Source organism: Streptomyces endophytica, assembly GCF_026153355.1.
GTDB lineage: Bacteria > Actinomycetota > Actinomycetes > Streptomycetales > Streptomycetaceae > Streptomyces > Streptomyces endophytica.
Genome location: NZ_CP110636.1, coordinates 4,740,183 through 4,762,287, shown reverse-complemented (window position 1 = coordinate 4,762,287; position 22,105 = coordinate 4,740,183). Strand labels below are relative to the sequence as shown.

14 protein-coding genes and 2 pseudogenes are annotated in these 22,105 nt (G+C 75.1%); 1 reads left to right on the top strand and 15 read right to left on the bottom strand.

Annotation, left to right across the window (positions count from 1 at the left end):
• Positions 1 to 91 precede the first annotated feature (91 nt).
• The 9 genes and pseudogenes from OJ254_RS21325 to sbnA form a co-directional block, all read right to left on the bottom strand.
• On the bottom strand, positions 92 to 784 hold the full coding sequence (locus tag OJ254_RS21325) for an ABC transporter permease (RefSeq protein WP_265365251.1): 693 nt from the start codon (positions 782 to 784) through the stop codon (positions 92 to 94).
• Positions 784 to 915: a hypothetical protein gene (locus OJ254_RS21320; protein WP_265363600.1), complete on the bottom strand. Its 132-nt coding sequence runs from the start codon at positions 913 to 915 to the stop codon at positions 784 to 786. The genes OJ254_RS21325 and OJ254_RS21320 overlap by 1 nt, the downstream gene beginning before the upstream one ends.
• A complete protein-coding gene (locus tag OJ254_RS21315) occupies positions 912 to 8,132 on the bottom strand; it encodes a non-ribosomal peptide synthetase (RefSeq protein ID WP_265363599.1) in 7,221 nt (2,406 codons plus the stop codon). The genes OJ254_RS21320 and OJ254_RS21315 overlap by 4 nt, the downstream gene beginning before the upstream one ends.
• Positions 8,129 to 9,988, bottom strand: coding sequence for a condensation domain-containing protein (locus OJ254_RS21310; protein WP_265363598.1), 1,860 nt, complete (start codon positions 9,986 to 9,988; stop codon positions 8,129 to 8,131). The genes OJ254_RS21315 and OJ254_RS21310 overlap by 4 nt, the downstream gene beginning before the upstream one ends.
• Positions 9,919 to 11,373, bottom strand: coding sequence for a condensation domain-containing protein (locus tag OJ254_RS21305; RefSeq protein WP_265363597.1), 1,455 nt, complete (start codon positions 11,371 to 11,373; stop codon positions 9,919 to 9,921). The genes OJ254_RS21310 and OJ254_RS21305 overlap by 70 nt, the downstream gene beginning before the upstream one ends.
• 4 nt (positions 11,374 to 11,377) lie before the next feature.
• Positions 11,378 to 11,626, bottom strand: a complete 249-nt coding sequence (locus tag OJ254_RS31700) for a phosphopantetheine-binding protein (protein ID WP_423836030.1) — start codon at positions 11,624 to 11,626, stop codon at positions 11,378 to 11,380.
• Positions 11,521 to 11,883, bottom strand: a complete 363-nt coding sequence (locus tag OJ254_RS31695) for an AMP-binding enzyme (RefSeq protein ID WP_423836029.1) — start codon at positions 11,881 to 11,883, stop codon at positions 11,521 to 11,523. Before OJ254_RS31695 ends, OJ254_RS31700 begins: the two co-directional genes overlap by 106 nt.
• 229 nt (positions 11,884 to 12,112) lie before the next feature.
• Positions 12,113 to 14,566: pseudogene (locus tag OJ254_RS21300) on the bottom strand (AMP-binding protein); the annotation flags it as partial.
• An 88-nt stretch (positions 14,567 to 14,654) separates the two neighbouring features.
• Positions 14,655 to 15,635 (bottom strand): 2,3-diaminopropionate biosynthesis protein SbnA, encoded by a 981-nt coding sequence (gene sbnA, locus OJ254_RS21295; RefSeq protein WP_265365250.1) that lies wholly within the window; start codon positions 15,633 to 15,635, stop codon positions 14,655 to 14,657.
• Positions 15,636 to 15,830: 195 nt separating this feature from the next.
• Between sbnA and OJ254_RS21290 the strand changes: the two genes are divergently transcribed.
• The gene (locus OJ254_RS21290) at positions 15,831 to 16,478 is read left to right on the top strand and encodes a response regulator transcription factor (RefSeq protein WP_261952618.1); all 648 of its coding nucleotides are present in this window, start codon (positions 15,831 to 15,833) and stop codon (positions 16,476 to 16,478) included.
• Positions 16,479 to 16,487: 9 nt separating this feature from the next.
• Here OJ254_RS21290 and OJ254_RS21285 read toward each other — a convergent pair whose 3' ends face one another.
• The 6 genes and pseudogenes from OJ254_RS21285 to OJ254_RS21260 all read right to left on the bottom strand — a co-directional run bounded on the left by OJ254_RS21285 (position 16,488) and on the right by OJ254_RS21260 (position 22,088).
• Positions 16,488 to 17,636: an acyl-CoA dehydrogenase family protein gene (locus tag OJ254_RS21285; protein WP_265363595.1), complete on the bottom strand. Its 1,149-nt coding sequence runs from the start codon at positions 17,634 to 17,636 to the stop codon at positions 16,488 to 16,490.
• Entirely contained in the window at positions 17,633 to 18,259 is a 627-nt protein-coding gene (locus OJ254_RS21280; RefSeq protein ID WP_265363594.1) for a hypothetical protein, read from the bottom strand. Before OJ254_RS21280 ends, OJ254_RS21285 begins: the two co-directional genes overlap by 4 nt.
• Positions 18,256 to 19,095, bottom strand: coding sequence for a hypothetical protein (locus OJ254_RS21275; RefSeq protein WP_265363593.1), 840 nt, complete (start codon positions 19,093 to 19,095; stop codon positions 18,256 to 18,258). The genes OJ254_RS21280 and OJ254_RS21275 overlap by 4 nt, the downstream gene beginning before the upstream one ends.
• Positions 19,092 to 19,379: a phosphopantetheine-binding protein gene (locus OJ254_RS21270; protein ID WP_265363592.1), complete on the bottom strand. Its 288-nt coding sequence runs from the start codon at positions 19,377 to 19,379 to the stop codon at positions 19,092 to 19,094. The genes OJ254_RS21275 and OJ254_RS21270 overlap by 4 nt, the downstream gene beginning before the upstream one ends.
• A gap of 39 nt (positions 19,380 to 19,418) precedes the next feature.
• Positions 19,419 to 20,728: pseudogene (locus OJ254_RS21265) on the bottom strand (type III PLP-dependent enzyme).
• On the bottom strand, positions 20,718 to 22,088 hold the full coding sequence (locus OJ254_RS21260) for a preATP grasp domain-containing protein (RefSeq protein ID WP_265363591.1): 1,371 nt from the start codon (positions 22,086 to 22,088) through the stop codon (positions 20,718 to 20,720). The pseudogene OJ254_RS21265 and the gene OJ254_RS21260 overlap by 11 nt, the downstream one beginning before the upstream one ends.
• Between the last annotated feature and the right edge of the window lie 17 nt (positions 22,089 to 22,105).

The window sequence follows — 22,105 nt, the reverse complement described above, 5'->3', positions numbered from 1 at the left end:
GGACATGCCGATCCATCGTAAGCGACTGCTCAGTATGGTTCGCCCGCCGGGTGCCCCTGGGCCCGGCGGTGGCCGCACCGCACGACGTGGCTCACTCCCGCGACCGGAAGCTGGTCAGGGCGGCCGTCACGGCCCCGGCGAGCAGCAGCGCGAGCCAGCAGCCGGCGACCAGGAAGGGGTGCTGGCCGGGAAAGCCCGAGCCGGGCTGGACCGGGTTGCCCCACAGGTGGCGGATGGCGTCGGCCACCGCGGTGACCGGGTTCCACTCCACCACCGGGCGGAGCCAGGCGGGCATGGCGGACGCCGAGAAGACCGCGTCCGAGAGGAAGGTGCAGACGACCAGGCCGAGGGCCGCGATCGAGTCGACGGACTCGATGTTGCTCACGGTCATCCCCAGCGCGATGCCCACCCACACGGTGGCGAGGATGAACAGGGCGGCGACGCCGAACCCGGCGAGGACCGACAGCGGGTCACCGTGGACCCGCCATCCGATGCCCAGGCCGACGAGGCTGATCACCACCAGGACCCCGAGCCCGACCAGCAGGTCGCCCAGCGCGTGCGCGGTCAGCACCGCCGCCCGGGAGATGGGCAGCGACCGGAAGCGGTCCATGAGACCGGCCCGCCGGTCCAGGGCGACGCTGACCGCCGTGGGTCCCACCCCGGCCAGCCCTACTTGCGCGGTGATGCCGGCCATCAGGTACTCCTGGTAGGCACCGCCGTGCGGGGAGACGATGGCGTTCTTGAACAGGTAGCCCACGGCGAGCAGCATCACCAGCGGGTTCATCACGAGCCCCACCGTGCGTCCGGGGCCCGGCGGAGGTGGCGCAGGCGCCGCCCGGCCAGGGCGAAGGTCTCCCGGACGACGCCGGCTGCGGCGGACGGTCCGGACGGGGTGTCGACGGTGAGGGTGCTCATGCCTGCCTTCCGGGGCGCCGCGCCGCGAGGCGGCGCAGGTCGTCGTCGAGGATCTTCCCGATGGCCGCTTGCGGTCCGGGGTGCATCAGGTACTCGTGCTCGTGCGGTACGTCGTGCCGGTGCACCGCGCCGGTCACGTGCTGCCGCCAGCGCCGGACGGAGTGCGCGGTGGCCTCCGCGGAGCGCTCGGCGGCGGCGACCACCAGGGTCATTTCGCCCTCGTGACGGCCGGGCCGGAACCGGGTCGCCAGATCGGCGTGGTGCCGCATGGTGGCCATCAGCCGCTCGACGTCCTCGGTGGCGAGCCGGGCGAACGTCCCCCCGTGCCGGCGGAGCGTGCGCGCGACGGACTCGGCGCCGCCGTCGGCCGCCCCGGCCGCGTCCTCGTGCCCGAGGTACGCGAGGAACCGCACCAGGAGTTCCCGCTCGCCCGCCAGCGGCCCGTCGTGGGCGGGGTCGTGCGGATAGGCGTCGAGGTTGGCCAGGTACGCCACGCGGTCCCCGGCGTCCCGGAGCCGGACGGCCAGTTGGTGGGCGAGCAGTCCGCCGTAGGACCAGCCCATCAGGTGGTAGGGGCCCGCGGGCTGGATCCGCCGGATCAGCCGGAGGCAGGCGTCGGCCTGCGCCTCCAGGGTGGCCGGCGGTGCGCCGCCGCTCGCCTGCGGCGCCTGGAGGCCGTACAGGGGGCGGGCCGGGTCGATGTGGGCGGCCAGGCCGAGGTACGGGAGGCTGAGGCCCAGTCCGCCGTGGAGGCACCACAAGGGCGGCAGTTCACCCGTGGGCCGGATGGGCAGCAGGGGGGCGAACGGGTCGAGCGTGCCCGCGTCGAGCCCGCCGGCCGTCCACTGCTCCTCCAGGTGCCGGACCGTGGCGTCACCCGGGGCCGTCGGGCCGCGGCGGGCCAGCGCGGCCAGGGCGGCGACCGTGCGGGCGGTGAAGACCTCCGCGACGGCGATCCGCAGGCCGTCCTTGGCCAGCCGGGAGACCAGTTGGACGCTGCCGATGCTGTTGCCGCCGAGGTCGAAGAAGTCGTCCTCGGCGCCGACCCGGTCGACCCCGAGCACCTCGGCGAAGGCGTCGGCGACCAGCCGTTCGGTCCCGTGCGCGGGCGGCCGGGACGGCGTGCCGCGCCACTCGGGCGCCGGCAGCGCGGCGACGTCCAGCTTGCCGTGCGCGGTCAGCGGCAGCTCCGGCAGGGCCAGGAGGGCCGCGGGCACCAGGTGGCCGGGCAGTTTGCGGGCGAGCGCGGCACGCAGCGCCGCGAGCTCGGGCTCGGTCCCGGTCTCGGGCACCAGGTAGCCGACGAGCCGCAGGTCCCCGGGGCGGTCCTCGCGCGCGACGACGGCCGCCTGGGCCACCCCGGGCTCATCGGTCAACGCGCTCTCGATCTCGCCGGGTTCGACCCGGAAGCCGCGGATCTTGACCTGCTGGTCGGCCCGGCCCACGTAGTCCAGCGTGCCGTCGGGGAGCCACCGCACCAGGTCTCCGGTGCGGTACATACGGGAGCCTGGGGCGCCGAAGGGGTCGGCGACGAAGCGTTCCGCGGTGAGCTCCGGGCGGTTGAGGTAGCCCACCGCGAGGCCCGTGCCGCCCACGTAGAGCTCTCCGGTGACGCCGGCCGGAACCGGGGACAGCGCATCGTCGAGGACGTAGGTGCGGTGCCCGGCGACGGGACGGCCGATGGGTGGGCGGCCTCCTTCGAGCCGGTCGCTGACGGTGCAGCAGACGGTGGTCTCGGTCGGGCCGAAGGCGTTGACCATCCGGGTGGCCCCGGCCCAGCGGTCGACGAGCTCCGGCGGGCAGGCCGAGCCCGCTACCGCCAGCAGCATGTCCTTGGGCAGCCGGGCGTCCGGCGGGAGGGAGGCGACCACGACCGGCGGCAGGACCGCGAGGTTGACCGCGTGCCGGCCGATCGTGTCGGCCAGCGGCTCCCCGGCCCGCCGGTCGTCGTCGGCCTGGACCAGGGTGCCGCCGCTGAACAGCGACACGCACAGTTCCCACACGGCCGCGTCGAAGCCGAAGGACGCGAACTGCAGGGCCCTGGTGTGCGGGCCGAGCCCGAGGCGGGCCCGGTGGTCGCGGGCGAGATCGGCGGCCGTGGCGTGGCTGACCGCGACGCCCTTGGGCCGCCCGGTGGACCCGGAGGTGTAGATCACGTACGCGAGGTCCGCGGGGGTGAGGGGCCGGGTCCGCTCGTCGTCGGTCAGCGGCCGGGAGGGGCGGGCGGCGACGGACTCCGCGGTCGCGACGTCGTCGAGCAGCACGGTCCGGTCCTCCGCCACCACGTCGCCGGGCAGCGCGCCCGACGCCCGCACCGCGGTGCGGGTGACCAGGAGCGCGGGCCGGGCGTCGGTCAGCATCTGCGTGATCCGCGCGGTGGGGTAGGCCGGGTCGACCGGGAGGTAGGCCGCGCCGGTCTTGAGCACCGCGAGCAGCGCGACCACCAGGTCGGCCGAGCGGGGCAGCGCCAGGGCGACCAGGGTGCCCGGGCCGGCGCCGAGGTCCCGCAGGTGGCGGGCGAACCGGCCGGCCCGCTCGTCCAGTTCGCGGTAGGTCAGCCGGTCCCGGTCGGAGACGAACGCGGGGTGGCCGGGCTGCTGCCGCGCCCACTGCTCGAACAGGTCCGGCAGGGTGACGGGTGGGGGCGCGGTCCACTCCCGGTCGGCGCTCCACCGCTCCAGGATCTGCCGGCGCTCCCCGGGCGCCAGGACCGGAAGGGAGCTCAGCCGTTCCGTGGGCCTGCTGACCGCGGCGGTCAGCAGGCGGACGAAGCGCTCCGCGAGCCGCTCGGCGGTGGGGCGGGTGTACAGATCGGTGGCGAACTCCAGCCGGCCGGTGAGGCCCGCCGGTCCGTCGGCGTCGTGCTCCTCGGCGATCTCGAAGGCGAGGTCGAACTTGACGCCCAGGCCCACCTCCACCGGGGCGCACTCCAGCCCGTCCAGGGAGAACGTGGAGCGCTCGGTGTTCTGGAGGATGAGCATGACCTGGAACAGGGACTGGCGCGCCAGGGAGCGGGTGGGGCCCAGCGCCTCCACCAGGCGCTCGAACGGCAGGTCCTGGTGCGCGTAGGCACCGAGGTCGGCCTCCCTGACCCGGTGCAGCAGTTCGCCGAAGGTCGGGTCGCCGCCGGTGTCGGTGCGCAGGACGAGGGTGTTGACGAAGAAGCCGACCAGGTCGTGCAGGGCGGCGTCGGTGCGGCCCGCCACCGGGGTGCCGAGGGGGATGTCGGTGCCGGCGCCCAGCTTGGTGAGCGTGACGGCGAGGGCGGCCTGGAGCACCATGAAGGGGCTGACGCCGGCGGAGACCGCCAGCGCGGCCAGCCGGCGGTGGATCTCGGCGGGCACGGTGAAACCGACCGCGTCACCGGCGTACCCGGCCATCTGCGGCCGCCGGTGGTCGGTGGGCAGCTCCAGCTCCTCGGGCATGCCGCGCAGAGTGGTGGTCCAGTAGTCGAGTTGCCGGTTCTGGAGGCTCTCGGGGTCGTCCTCGGTGCCGAGCAGGCGCCGCTGCCACAGCGTGAAGTCGGCGTAGTTCACCGGTAGTTGGGGCAGCTCGGGGGCGCGGCCGGCGGTCCGCGCCCGGTACGCCGCGGAGAGTTCGCCGGCCAGGACCTCCAGCGACCAGCCGTCGACGGCGATGTGGTGCATCACCAGCAGCAGCACGTGCTCCGCGGGCCCGAGCCGGAACAGCCGGGCGCGCAGCGGGAGTTCCGTGGTCAGGTCGAAGTCGGCGGCGCACTCGGCCGCCAGGCGGGCGGTCAGCTCCCGCTCGCCCCCGGTCACCTCGTACCGCGGCAGGTCCGGCCGGGCCTCGGCGGCGTCCACCACCACCTGGCCGGGGACGCCGGCCAGTTCGGGGTAGACGGTGCGGAGCACCTCGTGGCGGTCGGTGAGGTCGCCCAGCGCGGCGCGCAGTGCCCCGGTGTCCGGCGCGCCGGTGAGGCGGACCGCCGAGGCCACGTGGTAGGCGCCGCCGCCGGGGGCGAGGCGGTTGAGGAACCACAGCCGCTGCTGCATGTGCGACAGCGGCACGAAGGACGGCCGTTCCTGCGGGCGCAGCGGTTCCCGGGCGGCCGGTGCGGCGGTGAGGTGGCCGGCGAGGGCGGCCGGCGTGCGGTGGTCGAAGAGGGCGCGGACCGACAGTTCGGCCCCGAGCGCGGCCCGGACCCGGCTGACCAGCCGGGTCGCCAGGAGGGAGTGGCCGCCCAGGACGAAGAAGTCGTCGTCCGGGCCGACGTCGGCGCAGCCCAGGGCATCGGCGAACAGGCCGCGCAGGATGTCCAGCGCGGGGGTGCCGGAGGGCGGGAGGGGCCGGGCCGGGGTGACGGCCGGCGGCTCCGGGAGCCGGGCGCGGTCGACCTTGCCGCTGGTCCCGAGCGGCAGCGCGTCCAGGCGGACGAAGGCCGCCGGGACCATGTAGGAGGGCAGCGCGGCGGCCACCCCTTCGCGGATCCGCGCGGTGTCCGGGTCCGGGTCGGGGGTGACGAGGTAGGCGACCAGCCGTACGTCGTCCGCCGCGTACGTGCGGGGCACCACCACGGCCTGGGTCACCCCGGGCTGGGCGACGAGGGCCGCCTCGATCTCGCCGGGTTCGATGCGGTGGCCGCGCACCTTGATCTGGTGGTCGGTCCGGCCGAGGTACTCCAGCCGTCCGTCGGTGTCCCAGCGGGCCAGGTCGCCGGTGCGGTACATGCGGGTGCCCCGAGCGCCGTGCGGGTCGGCGACGAAGCGTTCGGCGGTCAGCGCGGGGCGGCCGAGGTAGCCGTCGGCCAGTTGCGCCCCGGCCAGGTAGAGCTCGCCCACGACGCCGGGCGGCACCGGTCGCAGCGCCGCGTCCAGGACGTATCCGCGGGTGTTGGCCAGCGGGGTGCCGATGGGCGGGGTGCGGTCGACCGGCGCCCGTACCTCGTGCGCGGTGACGTAGACGGTGGCCTCGGTGGGCCCGTAGAAGTTGACGAGGGAACCGGCGTGCCGGAGCAGCCCCTCGGCGAGCGCCGCGCTCAGCGCCTCTCCCCCGGACAGCAGGCGCAGGCCGGTCAGGCAGCCGGGCTGCGCGGTCAGCAGCGCCTGCAACTGGCTGGGGGTGGCCTGCAGGACGGTCGCGCCGTGGGCCCGTATCGCCGCCGCGAGGGCCGCCGGGTCGCGAGTGGTGGACCGGTCGGCGAGGACCAGCCCGGTGCCGGTCAGCAGCGGCAGGAAGAGCTCCAGCAGGGCGATGTCGAACCCGAAGGTGGTGGTGGCCAGGATGCGGTCGTCCCTGGCCAGCGGCACTCTGCGCGGCAGATCGTGGAGGAAGTTGGCGAGCGCGCCGTGCGGGACCACGACGCCCTTCGGCCGGCCGGTCGAGCCCGAGGTGTACAGGATGTAGGCGGGCAGGGCGGGGTGGAGCGGACCGCCCCGCTCTGCGTCGGTGAGGTCGCCGTCGGTGAGGGTGTCCAGCAGTTCTCCGACGGCGGGCCGGTCCACCAGGACGGTGCGGCCCGGCCAGCCGATGGCGGCGGCCTCGGCGGTGGCGCTCAGCAGCACGGCGGGGCGGGCGTCGTCCAGCATGTACCGGATGCGGGTGCGCGGGTGGTCGGGGTCGACCGCGAGGAAGGCGCCGCCGGTCTTGAGGACGGCGAGCACGGCGACCAGCAGGTCGCAGGTGCGGGGCAGCGCCACGGCGACGACGGACCCCGGCCCGGCGCCCTGGTCGAGCAGGTGCCGGGCGAGCCGGTTGGCGCGGCTCTCCAGCGCGCCCGCGGTCAGCGTCCGGTGGTCGCTCTCCACGGCGACCCGGTCCGGGTCCTCGGCGGCCCGCCGGGCGAGGGCGTCCGGCAGGAGCCGGCCGGGGGCGGGCCGGACGGTGTCGTTGTACCCGGCCAGTACGCGTTCCCGTTCCTCGGGTACGAGGAGGTCGAGGCGGCCGGCCGGTTCGCCGGCGACGTCGGGGAGGCGTTCCAGCAGCCGGGTGGCCCGGTCCAGCAGCCGGCGGGCGGCCTGCTCGGTGAAGAGTCCTGGGTGGTGCTGCAGGCGCAGTTCGAGGCCGTCGCCGGGCAGGACGACCAGGCTGAGCGGGAACTCGGTGTCGTTGCGGATGTCGGAGGCGAGCAGGCGCAGGCCGGTCAGTTCGGTGAAGGCGTCCTCGCCGGTCCGCGGGTAGTTCTGGAACAGGACAGCGGTGTCCAGGAGGGTCGCGCCGCCGACGAGTTGCTGGATGTCGACGAGGCCGAGGTGCCGGTGCGGGAGCAGGTCCGCCTGCCGGTCCATGAAGGCGGTGAACACCTCGGTCAGGGGGCGGGCCGGGTCGATCCGCAGCCGGGCGGGCAGGGTGTTGGCGAACATCCCGACCAGCGAGTCGACGCCGGGCAGTTCGGCCGGGCGGCCGGAGTCCACCACCCCGAAGGTGACGTCGGAGCGGCCGGTGAGCTGGCCGACGAGGAGTCCCCAACCGCCCTGGACCACCGTGCCGGTAGTCAGCTGGTGGCCGCGCGCCCAGCCGGCCAGCCGTCCGGCGGCCGGTGGGGACAGATGGCCGCGGACGGTGTGCGGGACGACGGCGGTGCGGCCCGGGTCGTCCGGCGCGACCAGGGACGGTTCGGACAGCCCCGACAGCGCCTCGCGCCACGCCCGGCGTGCCGCCCGGCCGTCCTGGCGGGCCAGCCAGGCCAGGTGGTCCCGGTAGCCGGTCCCCGGGCGTACGGCGGGGGCGGCGGTGCCGGACGCGGCGGCGTAGTCCTCGAAGAGGCCGGAGAGCAGCAGCGGCATGGACCAGCCGTCCACCACGATGTGGTGCACGGTGAGCAGGAAGCGGTACCGGCCGTCGGCGCGGCGGACGAGGGTGCACCGCAGCAGCGGCGGGCGGGTCAGGTCGAAGCGTTCGGTCCGGTCGGCCTCGGTGATCCGTTCCAGTTCGGCGGCCTGCCCGTCGGGGGGCAGGTGGCCGAGGTCGAGCGAGGTCCAGCGCAGCGGCACGGCGGCGGGCAGCACCTGCACCGGTTCGCCCGACCGGCGAGTGCGGAAGCAGGCCCGCAGGTTGGGGTGGCGGACGAACTGGGTGCGCACCGCGGCGCGCAGCCGGTCCTCGTCGAGGGGGCCGGCGAGGTCGGCCGTGAACTGCAGGACGTGGATGTCGGGGCCGTCCTGCACCAGGTCGGCGTGGAAGAGGAAGCCGCGCTGCAGCGGCGACAGCGGCAGGAACTCACTGCCCGGCCGGGTCGTGGGAGGGGTCGCCATCATGACTCCAGCTCGGTGTCGAGGTCCGCCAACTCGCCTTCGAGGGCGGCGAGTTCGTCGCCGTCCAGGCCGAGGAGGTCCGCCGGGTCCGCCGGGTCCGCGGTGGTGCCCGCCTCGTCCGGGGCGGATTCCTCGGCGGGTGGCCGTGCGGCGGCGAGGGCGGCGGGGGTGCGCAGCCGGAAGACCTGCCCGGCGGTCAGGGGCAGCCCCTTCGCGCGGGCCCGGCCGACGACCTGGATCGCGCTGATCGAGTCCCCGCCCAGCAGGAAGAAGTTGTCCTGCGGGCCGACCTGTTCGCGCCCCAGGACCTCCGCGAACAGTCCGCACAGCAGCGCCACCTCGGCGGCCGCCGCGTCCGGGGCCGGCCCGGTGTCGGACCGGTCCGTCCCGCCGGCGGGCGCCGGGACACCGCAGCGAAGCGGCACGTCCTCGTCGGGGACCGGGGCCCCCGGTCCGGCGACGGGCCGGCCGGGGTGCTCCACCAGCCCCAGGAGCAGCCGCCGGAAGGCCGTGGCGAGCGCCTCGACGGTGGCCCGGTCCAGGACGTCGGGCGCGTGGTCGAAGCGGATCTCCATGCGGGTGCCGGTCCGCACCACGAGGCTGAGGGGGTGGTGGCGGGCGTCGCGGGCGCCCGCGTCGGCCACCCGCAGGCCGGCTCCGGCGGGCAGGTCGTCGGTGGTCACGGTCGGGAAGTTCTCGAAGACCAGGACCGTGTCGAAGGGTTCACCGGCCGCGGCGAGCGCGGGGTTGCCCCCGAGCATCTCGGCGAGTCCCAGGTGGTCGGCGTCGCGCAGCGCGGACTGCTCCTTCTGCAACCGGTGCAGGAAGTCGGTCGCCGGCTCGTCCGGACGCAGCGCGGCACGCACCGGGAGGGTGTTGAGGAACGGTCCGACGATGGACTCCACGCCGGGCAGCGCGCCGGGACGGGTGGAGACGATCGAGCCGAACAGCACGTCGTCGCGTCCGGTCGTCCGGCTCAGCAGGGCCGCCCAGGCGCCCAGCAGGAGGGTGTTGACGGTGAGCCCCTGCGCCGCCGCGAAGCCGGTGAGCGCGGCCGTTTCGGCCCCGGTCAGCAGCAGCGGCACCGAGGCGGGCTCGACCGGTTCCCGGCCCGGTTCGGCCGCGCAGAGGTACACCGGTCCGGTGACGCCCTCCAGCGCCGACCGCCAGACGACCCGGGCCGCTTCCCGGTCCTGCGCGGCGAGCCAGGACAGGTAGGCGCGGAACGGCACCGGGGCGGGCAGGTCCCGGGCGTCGCCGCCGTCCGCGTAGCAGGTCAGCAGTTCCCGGACGAGGACCGGCATGGACCAGCCGTCGACCAGGATGTGGTGCAGGGTCCAGATCAGCCGGTGCCGCCGGTCGTCGAGACGGACCAGCGTCCAGCGCATCAGGGGCGGGTGGGCGAGGTCGAAGTGACGCTCCCGGTCGGCCGCGGCGAGGCGGGAGAGTTCCGCCGCGCGCTCCTCGGCGGACAGGGTGCGGCAGTCGGCGCGGGTGAGCGGCACGGTGACGCCCTCGCGCAGTACGGCGACCGGGTCGCCGGCGGCGCGGTAGCGGAAGCCCGCCGCGAGCTGGGGGTGGCGGTGCAGCAGGGCGGCCATCGACCGTTCCAGTGCCGTGGTGTCGAGCGGGCCGGCCAGGTCGGCGGAGATCTGGAGGGTGTAGAGGTCGGGTCCGTCGCCGCGCAGTTGGGCCTGGAACAGCAGGCCGCGCTGGAACGCGGTGAGCGGCAGCACGTCCGTCAGGGCTCCGGTGCTCTCCCGCGCCAGTGCGTCGGTCTCCTCCTGGGTCAGGGTGACCAGCGGGAAGTCCGACGGGGAGGGTCCGCCGGCGTCCGGCAGCGCGAGGTGGCGCACCACGGCCCGCAGCGCCTCGAACCAGCCCGGGCGATCTCCTCGACGTCCGCGGCGGTCAGCACGCCGTCGGCCCACAGCCAGTCCGCGGCCAGCCGCGGTCCGGTCCCGAGGTCCTCGGTGACGGCGGTGACCGCCAGCGGGTGGCGCAGCGGCATGGCGGGGTGGACGCCGGTGCCGACGACCGCGTGCGTGCCGTCCATGGTCCACGGGCCGGCCGCACCGTCCGCGGTGAACCGCCCGAGGTAGTTGAAGCCGATCTCCGGGGTTCCGCCGGCCGCCAGCAGCCGGGCGGTCTGCGGGTTGAGGTGGCGCAGCAGGCCGTGGCCGAGGCCGCGGTCGGGCACCGCGCGCAGCTGCTCCTTGGTCCGCTTGACGACGGTGGCCAGGGCCGGCCCGGCGTCCCACGCCTCGGCGGCGTCGAACTCCCCGGGGTCGAGCAGGACGGGGAAGACGGAGGTGAACCAGCCGACCGTGCGGGACAGGTCGGCCGTGGCGTCGAGCTCCTCGCGTCCGTGGCCTTCGAGTTCGACCAGGACCCGCGGGCCTGCGTCCGGGTCGTGCCGGGACCGCCAGCGGCCGACGGCCAGGGCGAGCGCGGCCAGCAGGAGGTCGTTGATCTCGCCGTGGAAGGCGGTGACGGCGGAGGTGAGCAGGGCTGCGGTGGTGTCCTCGGGCAGGTGCAGCCGCAGCCGGCCGGCCCGGCCGTAGGTGTCGCGGGCCGGGTCGAGGGGGCGCCGGCCGAGACCGGCGCCGGTGGCCGGGCCGCCGGTCTGCCGCCGCCAGTGGTCGAGTTCGGCGATCCGCCGGCCGGAGCGGGACTCGCGGGCCAGCAGGGACGCCCAGCGCCGGTAGGAGGTGGGGACCCGCGCCGGCTCCGGGGGCTCCCCGGCCTCGACCGCCTCGCAGGCGGAGCGCAGGTCGGCGAGGAGGATGCGCCAGGAGACGCCGTCGACGACCGTGTGGTGCGCCAGCAGCAGCAGACGGCCGGTGCCGTCCGGTCCGCGGCCGAGCAGCACCGCCTGGAGCATCACGCCGCCGCGCGGGTCGAGCCGGGCGCGGGCCGCCTCGACCTGCGCGGCCACGGTCCGTTCGAGGGCGGCCGGGTCGTTCGGGGTGCCGTCCGCGGTGTGGACCAGGGTGCCGGCGTCGACCGTGCCGGGCTCCCCGGTGCGCAGCGTCCAGACCCCGGGCGCCGGTTCGTGCAGCCGCAGCCGGAGCACGTCGTGGCGGTCGAGGAGGGACTGCAGCGCGGGGACGAGGCGTTCGGCGGTCAGTTCGGGGGGTGTGCGGAGGACCAGGTACTGGCTGTACTGCGCGGCCGGCCCGTCGAGCGTGGTCAGGTCCTCGCAGAGCTGGGCGATGATCGGGGTGGGTTCGACGTCCCCCACGCCGTCATCGGCCGCCGCGGTGCGGGGTGTTGTTCCCGCGGGGGTGTCCTGGTCCCCTCGCACGGGGTGGTGCACGGCGAGGGCGGCGGGGTGCGGTGGTCGAAGATCGCCCGGGGGTGAGCGTCACCCCGCGGGTCCGCGCCCGGCTCACCACCTGGATCGCGGTGATGGAGTCGCCGCCGAGGGCGAAGAAGCTGTCGTCGGCCTGGACCTCGGGCAGGTGCAGCACCTCGGCGAAGGTCTCGCAGAGCACCGTCTCGGCCCCGGCCGCGGTCCGCGGCGCCGCCGGGCGACCGGGGCGGGGGCGCCGGCGGGGTCGGGCAGCGCCCGGCGGTCCACCTTGCCGTGCGCGGTCAGCGGCATCCGCTCCAGCGCGACCCAGCCCGACGGCACCATGTACTCCGGCAGCGCCGCGGCGACCGCGTCGCGCACCGCGTCCGTGGGCAGGTCCGGCGCGACGACGTAGGCGATCAGGCGGGTGGCGCCGGACGGGCCGGAGACCGCCCGCACCGCCGCGTCGGCCACCCCGCGACCTCGCGCAGCGCGGCCTCCACCTCGCCCAGTTCGATCCGGTGTCCGCGCACCTTGACCTGGTGGTCCAGGCGCTCGACGAACTCCAGCTGGCCGTCGGGGCGGCGCACCACGCGGTCGCCGGTGCGGTACATCCGGGCCCGCCCCCGGCGAAGGGGTCGGCGACGAACGAGGCGGCGGTCTTGACCGGGTCGGAGAGGTACCCGCGGCCCACCCCGGCGCCGCCCACGAAGAGTTCGCCCACCTGGCCCACCGGGACCGGGCGCAGATCGCCGCCGAGCACGTGCAGGACGGTGTTGCGCACCGGGCGGCCGATGGGGACTCGGGCGCCCAGCTCCTGCCCCGGCCGCAGCACGGCGTGGGTCACGTCGTCCGAACACTCCGTGGGTCCATAGGCGTTCACCATCGGCACCCCGGCGATCCGCCACCAGCGTGCGCACAGGTCCGCCGGCAGCGCCTCGCCGGTGACCATCAGCCAGCGGAGGGAGCCGGTGTCGGGGCCGGTGTCCGAGACCTGCCAGAGGTCCAGCGCGGCGCGCAGCAGCGACGGGACGACCTCCAGCACCGTCACCGCGTGGTCCGCGACGGTGCCGAACAGCGCCTCGGGGTCGGCCGCGACGTCGTGCGGGACGATCTGCACGGCGCCGCCGGCCAGCAGCGGGCCGAGCATCTGCCACACCGACACGTCGAAGGTCACCGGCGCGTTCCACACCACCGTGTCGCCGGGCCCGAGTCCGAGGTCCTCGATCTTGGCGAGGAGGTGGTTGAGCATCCCGCGGCGTTCGACGATCGCGCCCTTCGGCCGGCCGGTCGACCCCGAGGTGAAGATCACGTAGGCGGGGTCCCGCTCCGCGCCCGCCGGGGCGGACAGCGTGGTGGGCGCGGCCGCCGCGGCGAAGTCCCGGTCCGCGGCCAGCCGCCGGACCGGGTGGCCGGTCAGCGCGGTCACCTCGTCGGCGGACGCGGCGCATCCGGGGCCGACGACCAGGTGGCCGACGCGGGCGTCGGTGAGCAGCCCGGCGGCCCGGGCGGCCGGGGCCCGTACGTCCAGCGGGACCCAGGCGCCGCCGGCCTGGAGGACGGCCAGCACCGTGCCGAGGAAGACCGCGCCGGGTTCGGCCAGCACGCCCACCAGTGCGCCGGGTCCCACGCCGGCCTCGGTCAGCCGCCGCGCCATCGCATCGGCCCAGGTCACCAACTGACCGTAGGAGACGGTCAGTTCGCCCTCCGCCAGGGCGGTGGCCGCCGGGTCCTGCTCGGCGCGCTCCCGTATCCGCTCCACCACGGCGCCGTGCACCGGGCCGGTGGCTCCGGTGCCGGCGGCGAGCAGCTCGGCGCGTTCGTCCTCGGTGACCGTCTCCAGCCGGCCGAGCGGGGTGGGGGCCGGGGCCGACGCCAGCCGGCGCAGGAACACCTCGAACCGGCTCAGGTGGCCGCGGATCTCCTCGGGCCGGTAGAGCGCGGGGTTGCCGTTCATATGGAGTTCCAGGCCGCCGCCGGCGGAGTCCAGGACGGTGATCATCAGGTCGTCGACGATGCCGGTGGAGAGGTTGTGCAGCACCGCCCGGCAGGGGCCGAGGCGGATCTCCGGGTTCTGCGGCAGGACGTTGACGAACGGTCCGAACGGCCGCCGGTCGCCCGCCGTCAGACCCATCGCCCGGCGCAGCCGCTCGGCCGGGTAGCGCTGGTGCCGCAGCGACCGGGCGAGGGTCCGGGAGGTCGCGGTGAGCAGCTCCGCCACCGTCGTGGAGGCGGGGAGCCGGGCCGGGAACGGCAGGTAGTTGGCGACCATCCCGGGCACGGTGCGGGCGAGCGCGGACTGCCGCGCGGTCACCGGGAGGGTCAGCAGCACCTCGGGGTTGCCGGTGGCCTTGGCGACGTAGGCGGCCGTCGCGGCGATGGCGAAGGTCGGCCAGGTCACCCCGGCGTCCGCCGCGGCGGCGCGCAGGGTGGCCGCGGCGGCGGCGTCGACGGTGCGGGTGACCCGCAGGAACGCGGTGCCGGGTACGGGGTCCCCGGTGGCCAGGCCGGTCGGTTCGGCGTCCCGCGGGAGGTGGCGCTCCCAGAAGAGCCGGTCGCGCTCGACGGCGGGCGAGGCCAGGTACGCCGTCTCGGCGTCCAGCAGCACCCGCAGCGGGGGCAGCGGGGTTCCGGGCGGTCCGCTCCCGTCGGCGGCCGGGCCGCCGTAGACCTCACTGAGCCTGCGGTAGACCGCGAGCCGGCTGTATCCGTCGGCGAGCAGGTGGTGCATGGCCAGGTGGAGCAGGTGGCGGTCGGCGGCGATCCGCACCAGGGTCAACCGGAACAGCAGGCTCCCGGTGAGCCGGAAGGGCCGGTGCAGGTCCTCGTCGAAGAGCCGGAGGGCCTCGGCGACCGGATCGGCGGCGCCGCTGAGGTCCAGCTGCCGCAGCGGCAGTTCCCCGAGCGGCCGGACGTGCTGGACGGGGACGCCGTCCGTCTCGGAGAACCGCGCCCTGGTGCACTCGGCCTCGTCCAGCACCGTCTCCAGGGCCCGGCGCAGCAGGTCCGCGTCGAGCGGGCCGGAGATGTCGAGGTAGTCGGCCATGTTGTAGGCCAGTCGCCCCTGCGAGAGCCGCTCGTCGAACCAGATGCCCGACTGGGCGCCCGTCAACGGCAGGGCGGTGTCGGCGGGTGGGGTCATGGTGTCTCCTGGACGCGTCACGGTGGAAGGGCGGGGCCGCTGCTACGGGGGTGGGAGCGGGGCGGCGGGAGCCGGGACTGCGGGCGGCTCAGCCGACCCGGGCGGGCACGTCGTCGTCCAGGGCTCGCGGGCCGTAGAGGTCGACGACCCACTGCTCCTGGTACACGGTGTCCAGGTAGCGCTCGCCGAGGTCGGGGGCGATGGCGACGGCCCGGCCGCCGGGCGGCAGCGGATGCCGTGCGAGCCACGCGAGGGCGCCGCTGACGACGGTGCCGGTGGACCCGCCGAAGAGGAAGCCGCGGCGGGCCAGCCGGCGGCAGCTGCGGATGGTGTCGGGCTCGGCGACCAGCACCACGTCGTCGACGAGCGACTCGTCCAGCAGGGGCGGCCGGACGCCGGTGCCCAGCCCCGGGATCATGCGGGTCCGGGCGGGGCCGCCGAAGGTGACCGACCCCTCCGCGTCCACCGCGACCACCCGGACCGACGGCTTGTGGTCGCGCAGGTAGCGGGCGCAGCCCATCAGGGTGCCGGTGGTCCCGGCCCCGACGAAGAGGACCGACAGGTCGGGGAAGGCCTTGAGGATCTCCGGGCCGGTGGTGTCGTAGTGGGCCTGCCCGTTGTCCGGGTTGGCGTACTGGTTGAGCCAGAGGAAGTCCTCGTTGCCGGCGCACAGTTCGCGGACGTGCGCGAGGCGCGCGCCGAGCAGCCCGTCCACCGGGTCCGGGGTGGTGATGACGTGCACCTCGCTGCCCAGCGCCTGCATCAGCTGGCGGGCGCCGAGGGTGCAGCGGGAGTCGGTCACGCAGAGGAAGCGGTAGCCCCGGGAGGCGGCCAGCAGGCTCAGTGCCACACCGAGGTTCCCCGAGGAGCTCTCCACCAGGGTGGAGCCGGGACGCAGGCGCCCCCGGCGTTCGGCGGCGTCCACCATCGCGCGCGCGGCCTTGAGCTTGATGGAACCGGCGAAATTGAATCCCTCGCATTTCAGCATCAACGGTTCACCGACGAGGGGTTCCAGATCGACGAAGAGGTCGTCGGCATTGAATTCGTGGGGAGCGGTGATGATGTGAATGGGACACCTGCCGCCTTGATGGGAATGGGCTTCTTCAGATGCGTGCGCGATCCTGCCAAATCGCACTGACTACCGGTTGACCGCCCGCTGACCGGAATTTGCCAACTTGCCGCTCTTACAAGGCCGTTGCTAGGTTCTGGGCGGCCCGGCCCGATGTCGTGGTCCGGGTGGTGGCCGAATGGGGGGAAGGCAGCCATGCGCATCGTGCTCGCCGAGGACCAGTTCTTGTTGCGCGAGGGTCTGATCCGGCTGCTGGAACCGCACGGTTTCGAGGTCGTCTCGGTCGTCGGCAGCGGCCCGGAGCTGGTCCGGGCGCTGGACGTGGAACGCCCCGACCTGGTCCTCGCGGACATCCGGATGCCGCCGACCCACACCGACGAGGGGCTGCGCGCGGTGCTGGAGGCCCGCCGCCGCCACATCGGCCAGCCGTCACTGCTGCTGTCGCAGTACGTCGACCAGCTCTACGCGCGGGAGTTGCTCGCGGACGGCGAGGGCGGCGTGGGCTATCTGCTGAAGGACCGGGTCTTCGACGCCACGCAGTTCGTCTCGGCGCTGCGCCAGGTGGCCGGCGGGGGCACGGTGATGGACCCGGACGTGGTCACCGCGATGATGTCCGGCAGCGGGCGGGACGAGAAGGTCACCCGCCTGACCGACCGGGAGCGCGACGTCCTGCACGGCATGGCCGAGGGCCGGTCCAATGCCGCGATCGCCGCCCTGCTCGTCATCACGGAGAAGGCGGTCACCAAACACATCGGCAACATCATGCAGAAACTGGATCTGCCGCCGTCCAAGGACGACAACCGCCGGGTGCTGGCGGTCCTGACGTATCTCAACCATTCCTGACCGCGGCGGTCACCCCGCGGCCCGCCCGGCGCGCAGCCCCGGGAAGAGGTTGAGGTGCTGGATGTTGCGGGTGCCTTCCATGAACTCGACGCCCCGTGCGTCCCGCGCCAGTTTGTCCAGCAGCGGGTGGCTCGCCCGGGCGGCCGGCGCCAGCAGCTCGCAGCCGGCCAGCGTGACCTCCTCGGCCAGGGCGCAGGCCCGCGCCTTGGCGGCCGAGGCGAGGTGTCCGTCGCCGGTGGCGTCCACCTCCGCGGCGGCCCGGAGCACCAGGGACCGGGTGGCCGCGATCCGGTGGCCCAGCTCCTCGATGCGGTCCCGGGCGGCGCCCCGGGCGGCCGGCCGCTGTTCGACGACGTAGGCATGGGCCGCGCCGGCGATGCCGAGGGCCAGTGCCGCCACCCCGGGGCGCAGCCGGTTGAAGACCTGGACGCAGGCCCACATGCCGCGGCGGACCGGCGACAGGTGCCGGCCGAGCACCCGCTCGGGTTCGACGGGGAGGTCGTCGAGGGTGACCGCGCCCAGTTGCGCGCCGCGCAGTCCGAGCGTGTCCAGCGGCTCGGCCCGGTAGCCGGCGCACCCGGTGTCCACCAGGACGGCGGTCACGCCGAGCGGTCCGCTGCCGGTGCGGGCGAAGACCACGGCGACCTGGGCGCGGGCGGCGTTGCCCACGTAGCGTTTGCGGCCGCTCAGGACGAACCGGCCGTCGGCGCCGGGGCGCAGCGTGGTCTCCATCGCCGAGGCGTCGGAGCCGTGGCCGGGCTCGGTCAACGCGAAGCAGGTCCAGATGGGTTCGCTCACGATCCGGGTGTAGTACTCCGCGCGCTGCGCCGGGTCGGCCAGTTTGTCCACCAGCACGCCCGACATCGACGGACCGGGCGCGGCGAGGGTCAGCCCCGCGTCGCCGCGCGCCAGTTCCTCCAGCAGCACGACGTGTTCCACGGCGCCGGTGCCCTCGAAGGCGTACGGGCCCACCCGCAGCGGCCGGCCGCCGTACTCGCGCGGTGTGCCGTAGGTGCTGAGGTGGCGGACCCCGGGCAGGTCCAGGTAGCGGTGGACGGCGTCCGGGTCCCGGTCGAGCTCCGGTGCGGCGGCGCGGAACTGGTCGCCCCACTCGCGGGCCAGGTCGCGCAGCGCGGCCAGCCGTGCGTCACCGTTCACCGTTCCTCCTCCGCGGGAAGGTAGACATCGGCCAGCAGTTCCGAGACCTCGGCGACGCCGCCGGGGCCGGTGCGCAGGAATCCGTGGGCGCCCAGCAGCCGCAGCCATGCCCGGTCGGTGCGGGTGACCTGGGAGTGCAGGTGCCGCAGCCGTGCCGTCGTCGCGTCGGCCGGGGCGAGCGAGGCGGCGTGCGCCGTCAGCTCCAGCTCGCCGGCGTACGCCTCCGCGGCCTGGGCCTTGACCAGTTGGTGCATCAGGATCGTGCCGTCCCCACTGGCGCGTTCGCCCAGCCGGGCGAGAGTGGCGGTGCGGAGTCCGGCGGTGAGTCCGAGCCGGATCCAGAGCAGGGACGGTGCATCGGGCGGGGCGGGCCGCGCGGCGTCCCGTACCCGCCGTACCAGGACCACGGGTCCGGCGGGCGGCGGGTAGTGGCGCAGCACCCGGCCGTCCACCGGGCCCGCGGGCTCCGGCAGGACGGCGTGGCCGGCGGCGCCGCCGTCCAGGGCGTGCGGGCCGTGCCGGGTCAGCAGGGCGCGCAGGGCCGCCGCGGGTCCCTCGTCCCGGGCCGCGGCGTACAGGCGCTGGTGGCCGGGCGGGGCGCTCACGCCGGTCGCGGCGCTCATGCGGCCACCGGGCCGACCCGGCAGACCGACAGGTCACCGAGGGAGCGGTCGTACTCGGCGAGCAGCACCGGGGCGTCGTCCGGGGCCGGGCGCAGTCGGGCCAGCGCGCCGAACAGCGCGGTGCACGGCCATCCCTGCGGGGTGTGCCGGAGCGCGGAGTGCGGGATCCGCGGCTGCCACCGCTCCCCCACCCCGGCGCCGACCAGGATCGTGGAGGCGCCGTCGGCCGCGAGTTCGGCCGCGAGGGCGTCGAGGGTGCGCGGCACCTCCTCGGCGGGGACGCCCGACCGCTGGCGCACCCGGAGCGCGTCCGGGGCGCCGTCCGGCGCCGGCTCGACGACCAGCGCCACCGCGGCGTCGCCCGCGACCCGCCGGTCCGGTGGCAGCGGAGGGTCGTGCGGCAGGTCCGACCGGTCGAAGGCGAACGCCAGCACCCGCCGGAGGCGGTGGCGGAGCACGCTGGAGCGGGCCAGCGCCAGCATGGTGAAGGGCGCCGAGACGCCGGTGTCGGTGATCCCGAAGAGCCGGGGCCGGCCGGGCAGTCGGGCGGCCAGCGTGGGCCCGGTGAGCGTCAGGGGCGTGAGGTCGGGCGTCGCGTAGGCCAGCAACAGCAGGTCGACCGGGTGGTCCTGGGCGCCGAGCGGGTCCAGCAGGGCGACCGCCATCTCCTCGAAGGTGGATCCGGTGACGGTCGGCCGGGTGGCGTCCCGCAGGGGCACGCCGGCCGCGGCGGCGACCTTGGCGTGGTACCGGTCGTCGTCGGCGGCGCCGGGGCGGGTGGCCCCGGCCGGGAAGCGGCGGTGCGCCATCGCGGAGACCGTCAGGGCGAGCGTCACCGCTGCGCTCTCAGCTCGCCCGTGAGGTGGTCGGTCAGCGAGCCGACGGTGGCGAAGTGGCTCATCTCCAGGTTCTCCGTGTCGAACTCGCAGTCCAGCAGCTCCTCCAGGGCGAGCAGCAGGTCGAGCACGCCGGTGGAGTCGAGGCCGAGTTCGTCGAAGAGCCTGGTGCCGGGCTCCAGGCCGGTCAGCTCGCGCTGGAGGACGTCGCCGAGGGCTTCGGTGACGGCGGCGGTGACCCGGTCCTGCTCGGTCGCGGGCTGCTGGATGGTCGCTTCGGTCATGTCCGTGTCCTTCGGTAGGGGCCGGCCCGGGTGCCGGGCCTAGGCGGTGGGGAGCGAGTCGAGCGGGGAGCGCACGGCGGACGAGGCGGGGTCGTAGAGGTGCTGGCGGGCCAGCAGGTCCCTGGGGTGTCGGCGTCCCGGACGAGGTGCGCCCGCCCGCGGTGGACCAGCACCTCGGCGGGGTGGCCGTGGGAGAGGAAGAACACCGGTGAGGCGCTCGGGCCGTACGCGCCGGACCGGCGCACGCCGAGGAGGTCACCGGTCCGCAGCGGCGGCAGCGGCACCTTCTTGCCGAGGGTGTCGTTGGGCGTGCACAGCGGTCCGGTGATGTTCCACGGTTCGGTGGCGCCGGTGCCGGGCCGGTTGAGCAGTTCGATGGGGAAGTTCCGCTTGACGAACGACCCGATGCCCACGGCGGCCATGTGGTGGTTGGTGCCGCCGTCGGCGACCGCGAAGTTCTCCCCGGCCGAGGTCTTGGTGTAGCCGACCCGGACCACGTACGTCCCGCTCTCGGCCACCAGGTAGCGCCCGAGTTCCATGATCAGCCGGGTGTCGGGGTGGGCTTCGGCGAAGGCGTCCAGGACCGGGTTGACGCCGGCGGCCAGGCGCGCCAGGTCCAGGTCGCGCTCGCCGTCGAAGTAGGCGACGCCGAGGCCGCCGCCGACGTCGACCGTCTCCAGGGGGAAGCCGTGGTGCGCCGCGACGCGTTCGGCGAGGTCGAGGATGCGCTCGGTGTTGAGCACGACGGCCTCCTCGCTGAGGATGCGGGTGCCCATGTACACCTGCACGCCCATCAGCCGCACGTGTGCCAGTCCCTTGCCCAGCGGCTCCGATCCCAGCAGCTGGTCCTCGTCGATGCCGAACTGGCGGGGTTTGCCGCCCATGGTGAGCCCCGAACCCTTCACGGTGAAGCTCGGGTTGACGCGCAGCGCGACCGGAGCGGTCAGGCCGAGTTCGTCGGCCAGCTCCTCGATCGCCGCCAGTTCCTGGAAGGACTCGCAGATGACCGCGTACACGCCGTGGCGGAGGCAGGCACCGAGTTCCTCGCGGCTCTTGCCGGGGCCGAGGAAGACGATGTCGCGGGCGGCCACCCCGGCCGCCCGTGCGGTGAGCAGCTCGGTCAGCGAGGAGACCTCGGCCCGGGCGCCGTGCGCGTGCAGCAGGGCGCAGACGGAGACGTTCGGGTTGGCCTTGAGCGAGTAGAAGATCTCCAGCCGGGGGTGGAGCAGCTCGCGGAGGGCGTCCATGCGGCCGGTCAGGCGGTCGCCGTCGTAGAGGTACAGCGGGGTGCCGAACCGCTCGGCGAGGGTGGTGATCCCCAGGTTCTGCACGGTGAACTCAGCGGACATCGGCGGGCTCCTCGGTCAGGGTGGCCAGTTGCTTCGAGACGGCCTCGTCCAGCGCGGGGAGCCGTTCGGGGGCGCCGACCAGCAGTCCGTACAGCCGCCCCTGGTAGGGCCCGGAGCCGGCGCCGGCGTTGACGGTGGCGAAGTTGTTGACGACCAGCCCCTCCTCGCCCGGTGCCGGCAGCAGCAGGCCGTCCAGCAGCCGGCGCACGGCGGCGAACGGCAGCTCCCGGCGCAGCCGGAGGGGGTAGTGGCGGGCGAGTGCCGACTGTCCCGGGGCGAGCACCCGTTCCTGGAGCCGGACCTGGTAGGTCGACATGTTGTTGCGGGCGTTGATCTCGATCACCGGGAAGACGCCGCCGTCGGTGTCCACGATCGCGTCGATGCCGGCCACGCCGAAGAAGCCGTCGGACGCCAGCTGTTTGCCGAGCAGCCGGGCGGCGTGCCGGATCTCGTCGAGTTGACGTGTCGTCAGGTCGGGCGGGAAGCGGTGGCCCTTGTGCACGCCGCCTTCGGTGAGGGCCTCCTTGACGAAGTCCAGCCGCACGCTGCCGTCCCGGCCCACGGTGATCTGGTAGTTGAGGTCCCGGTCCTTGGCCACCCGCTCCTCGATCACGAAGGCGGCGCGGTCCGAGCCGGCGGCGCGGGCGGACCGGGTGATCATGGTGTGCAGCCGGTCGAGCCGACGCCGGCTGTCGACGACCGCGATGCCCTTGCCGGAGACGCCGAACGCCTCCTTGACCATCAAGGTGACGCCCTGTTCGCACAGTTCGGCGGCGTGCGCCAGCGCGGCGTCGAGCGCGTCGAGCGTCTCGCAGGCCCAGCCGCGCGGCTGCCGCAGCCCGGCCGCGTCCGCGGCGCGCCGGCTGTAGACCTTGCTGTTGACCGCCTTGCACAGCGGTGCCGGCGGGGCGGCCAGCGGGAGCCGGGCCCGGGCGGCGAGTTCCTCCTCCAGGGCGGAGACGCCGTGCGGGGCCAGCAGCGCGCCCCGGTCGGCCAGTTCGCCGAGGCCGGCGATCAGCGCGTCGTCCGCCAGGGCGTCCCGGGTGACCAGGTGGTCGGGCCGCTGGCCGGCCACCACGTGCACGGTGGGCAGGGACAGCCCCAGTCGGCGCAGGTGGTCGAGGTAGTCCTCGTCGGGCCGGGCCTTGAGGACGACGTGGTCGTCGGCGTCGCCCAGCAGCAGCGCGAACTCCTCCATGCGGTTGACCACGGCACTGTTCCCCGCCGACGAGAGCCGGGGCAGTCCGGTCTCGCCGCGCGCCCACTCCTCCTCGACCTCGAAGTTGCCCAGGAACACCAGGGACGCGCCCGGGTCACCGGCCACCGCGGTCTTCAGCCGCCGGCTGAAGTTCTCCTCCACCGCTTCTCCGTCCTCCC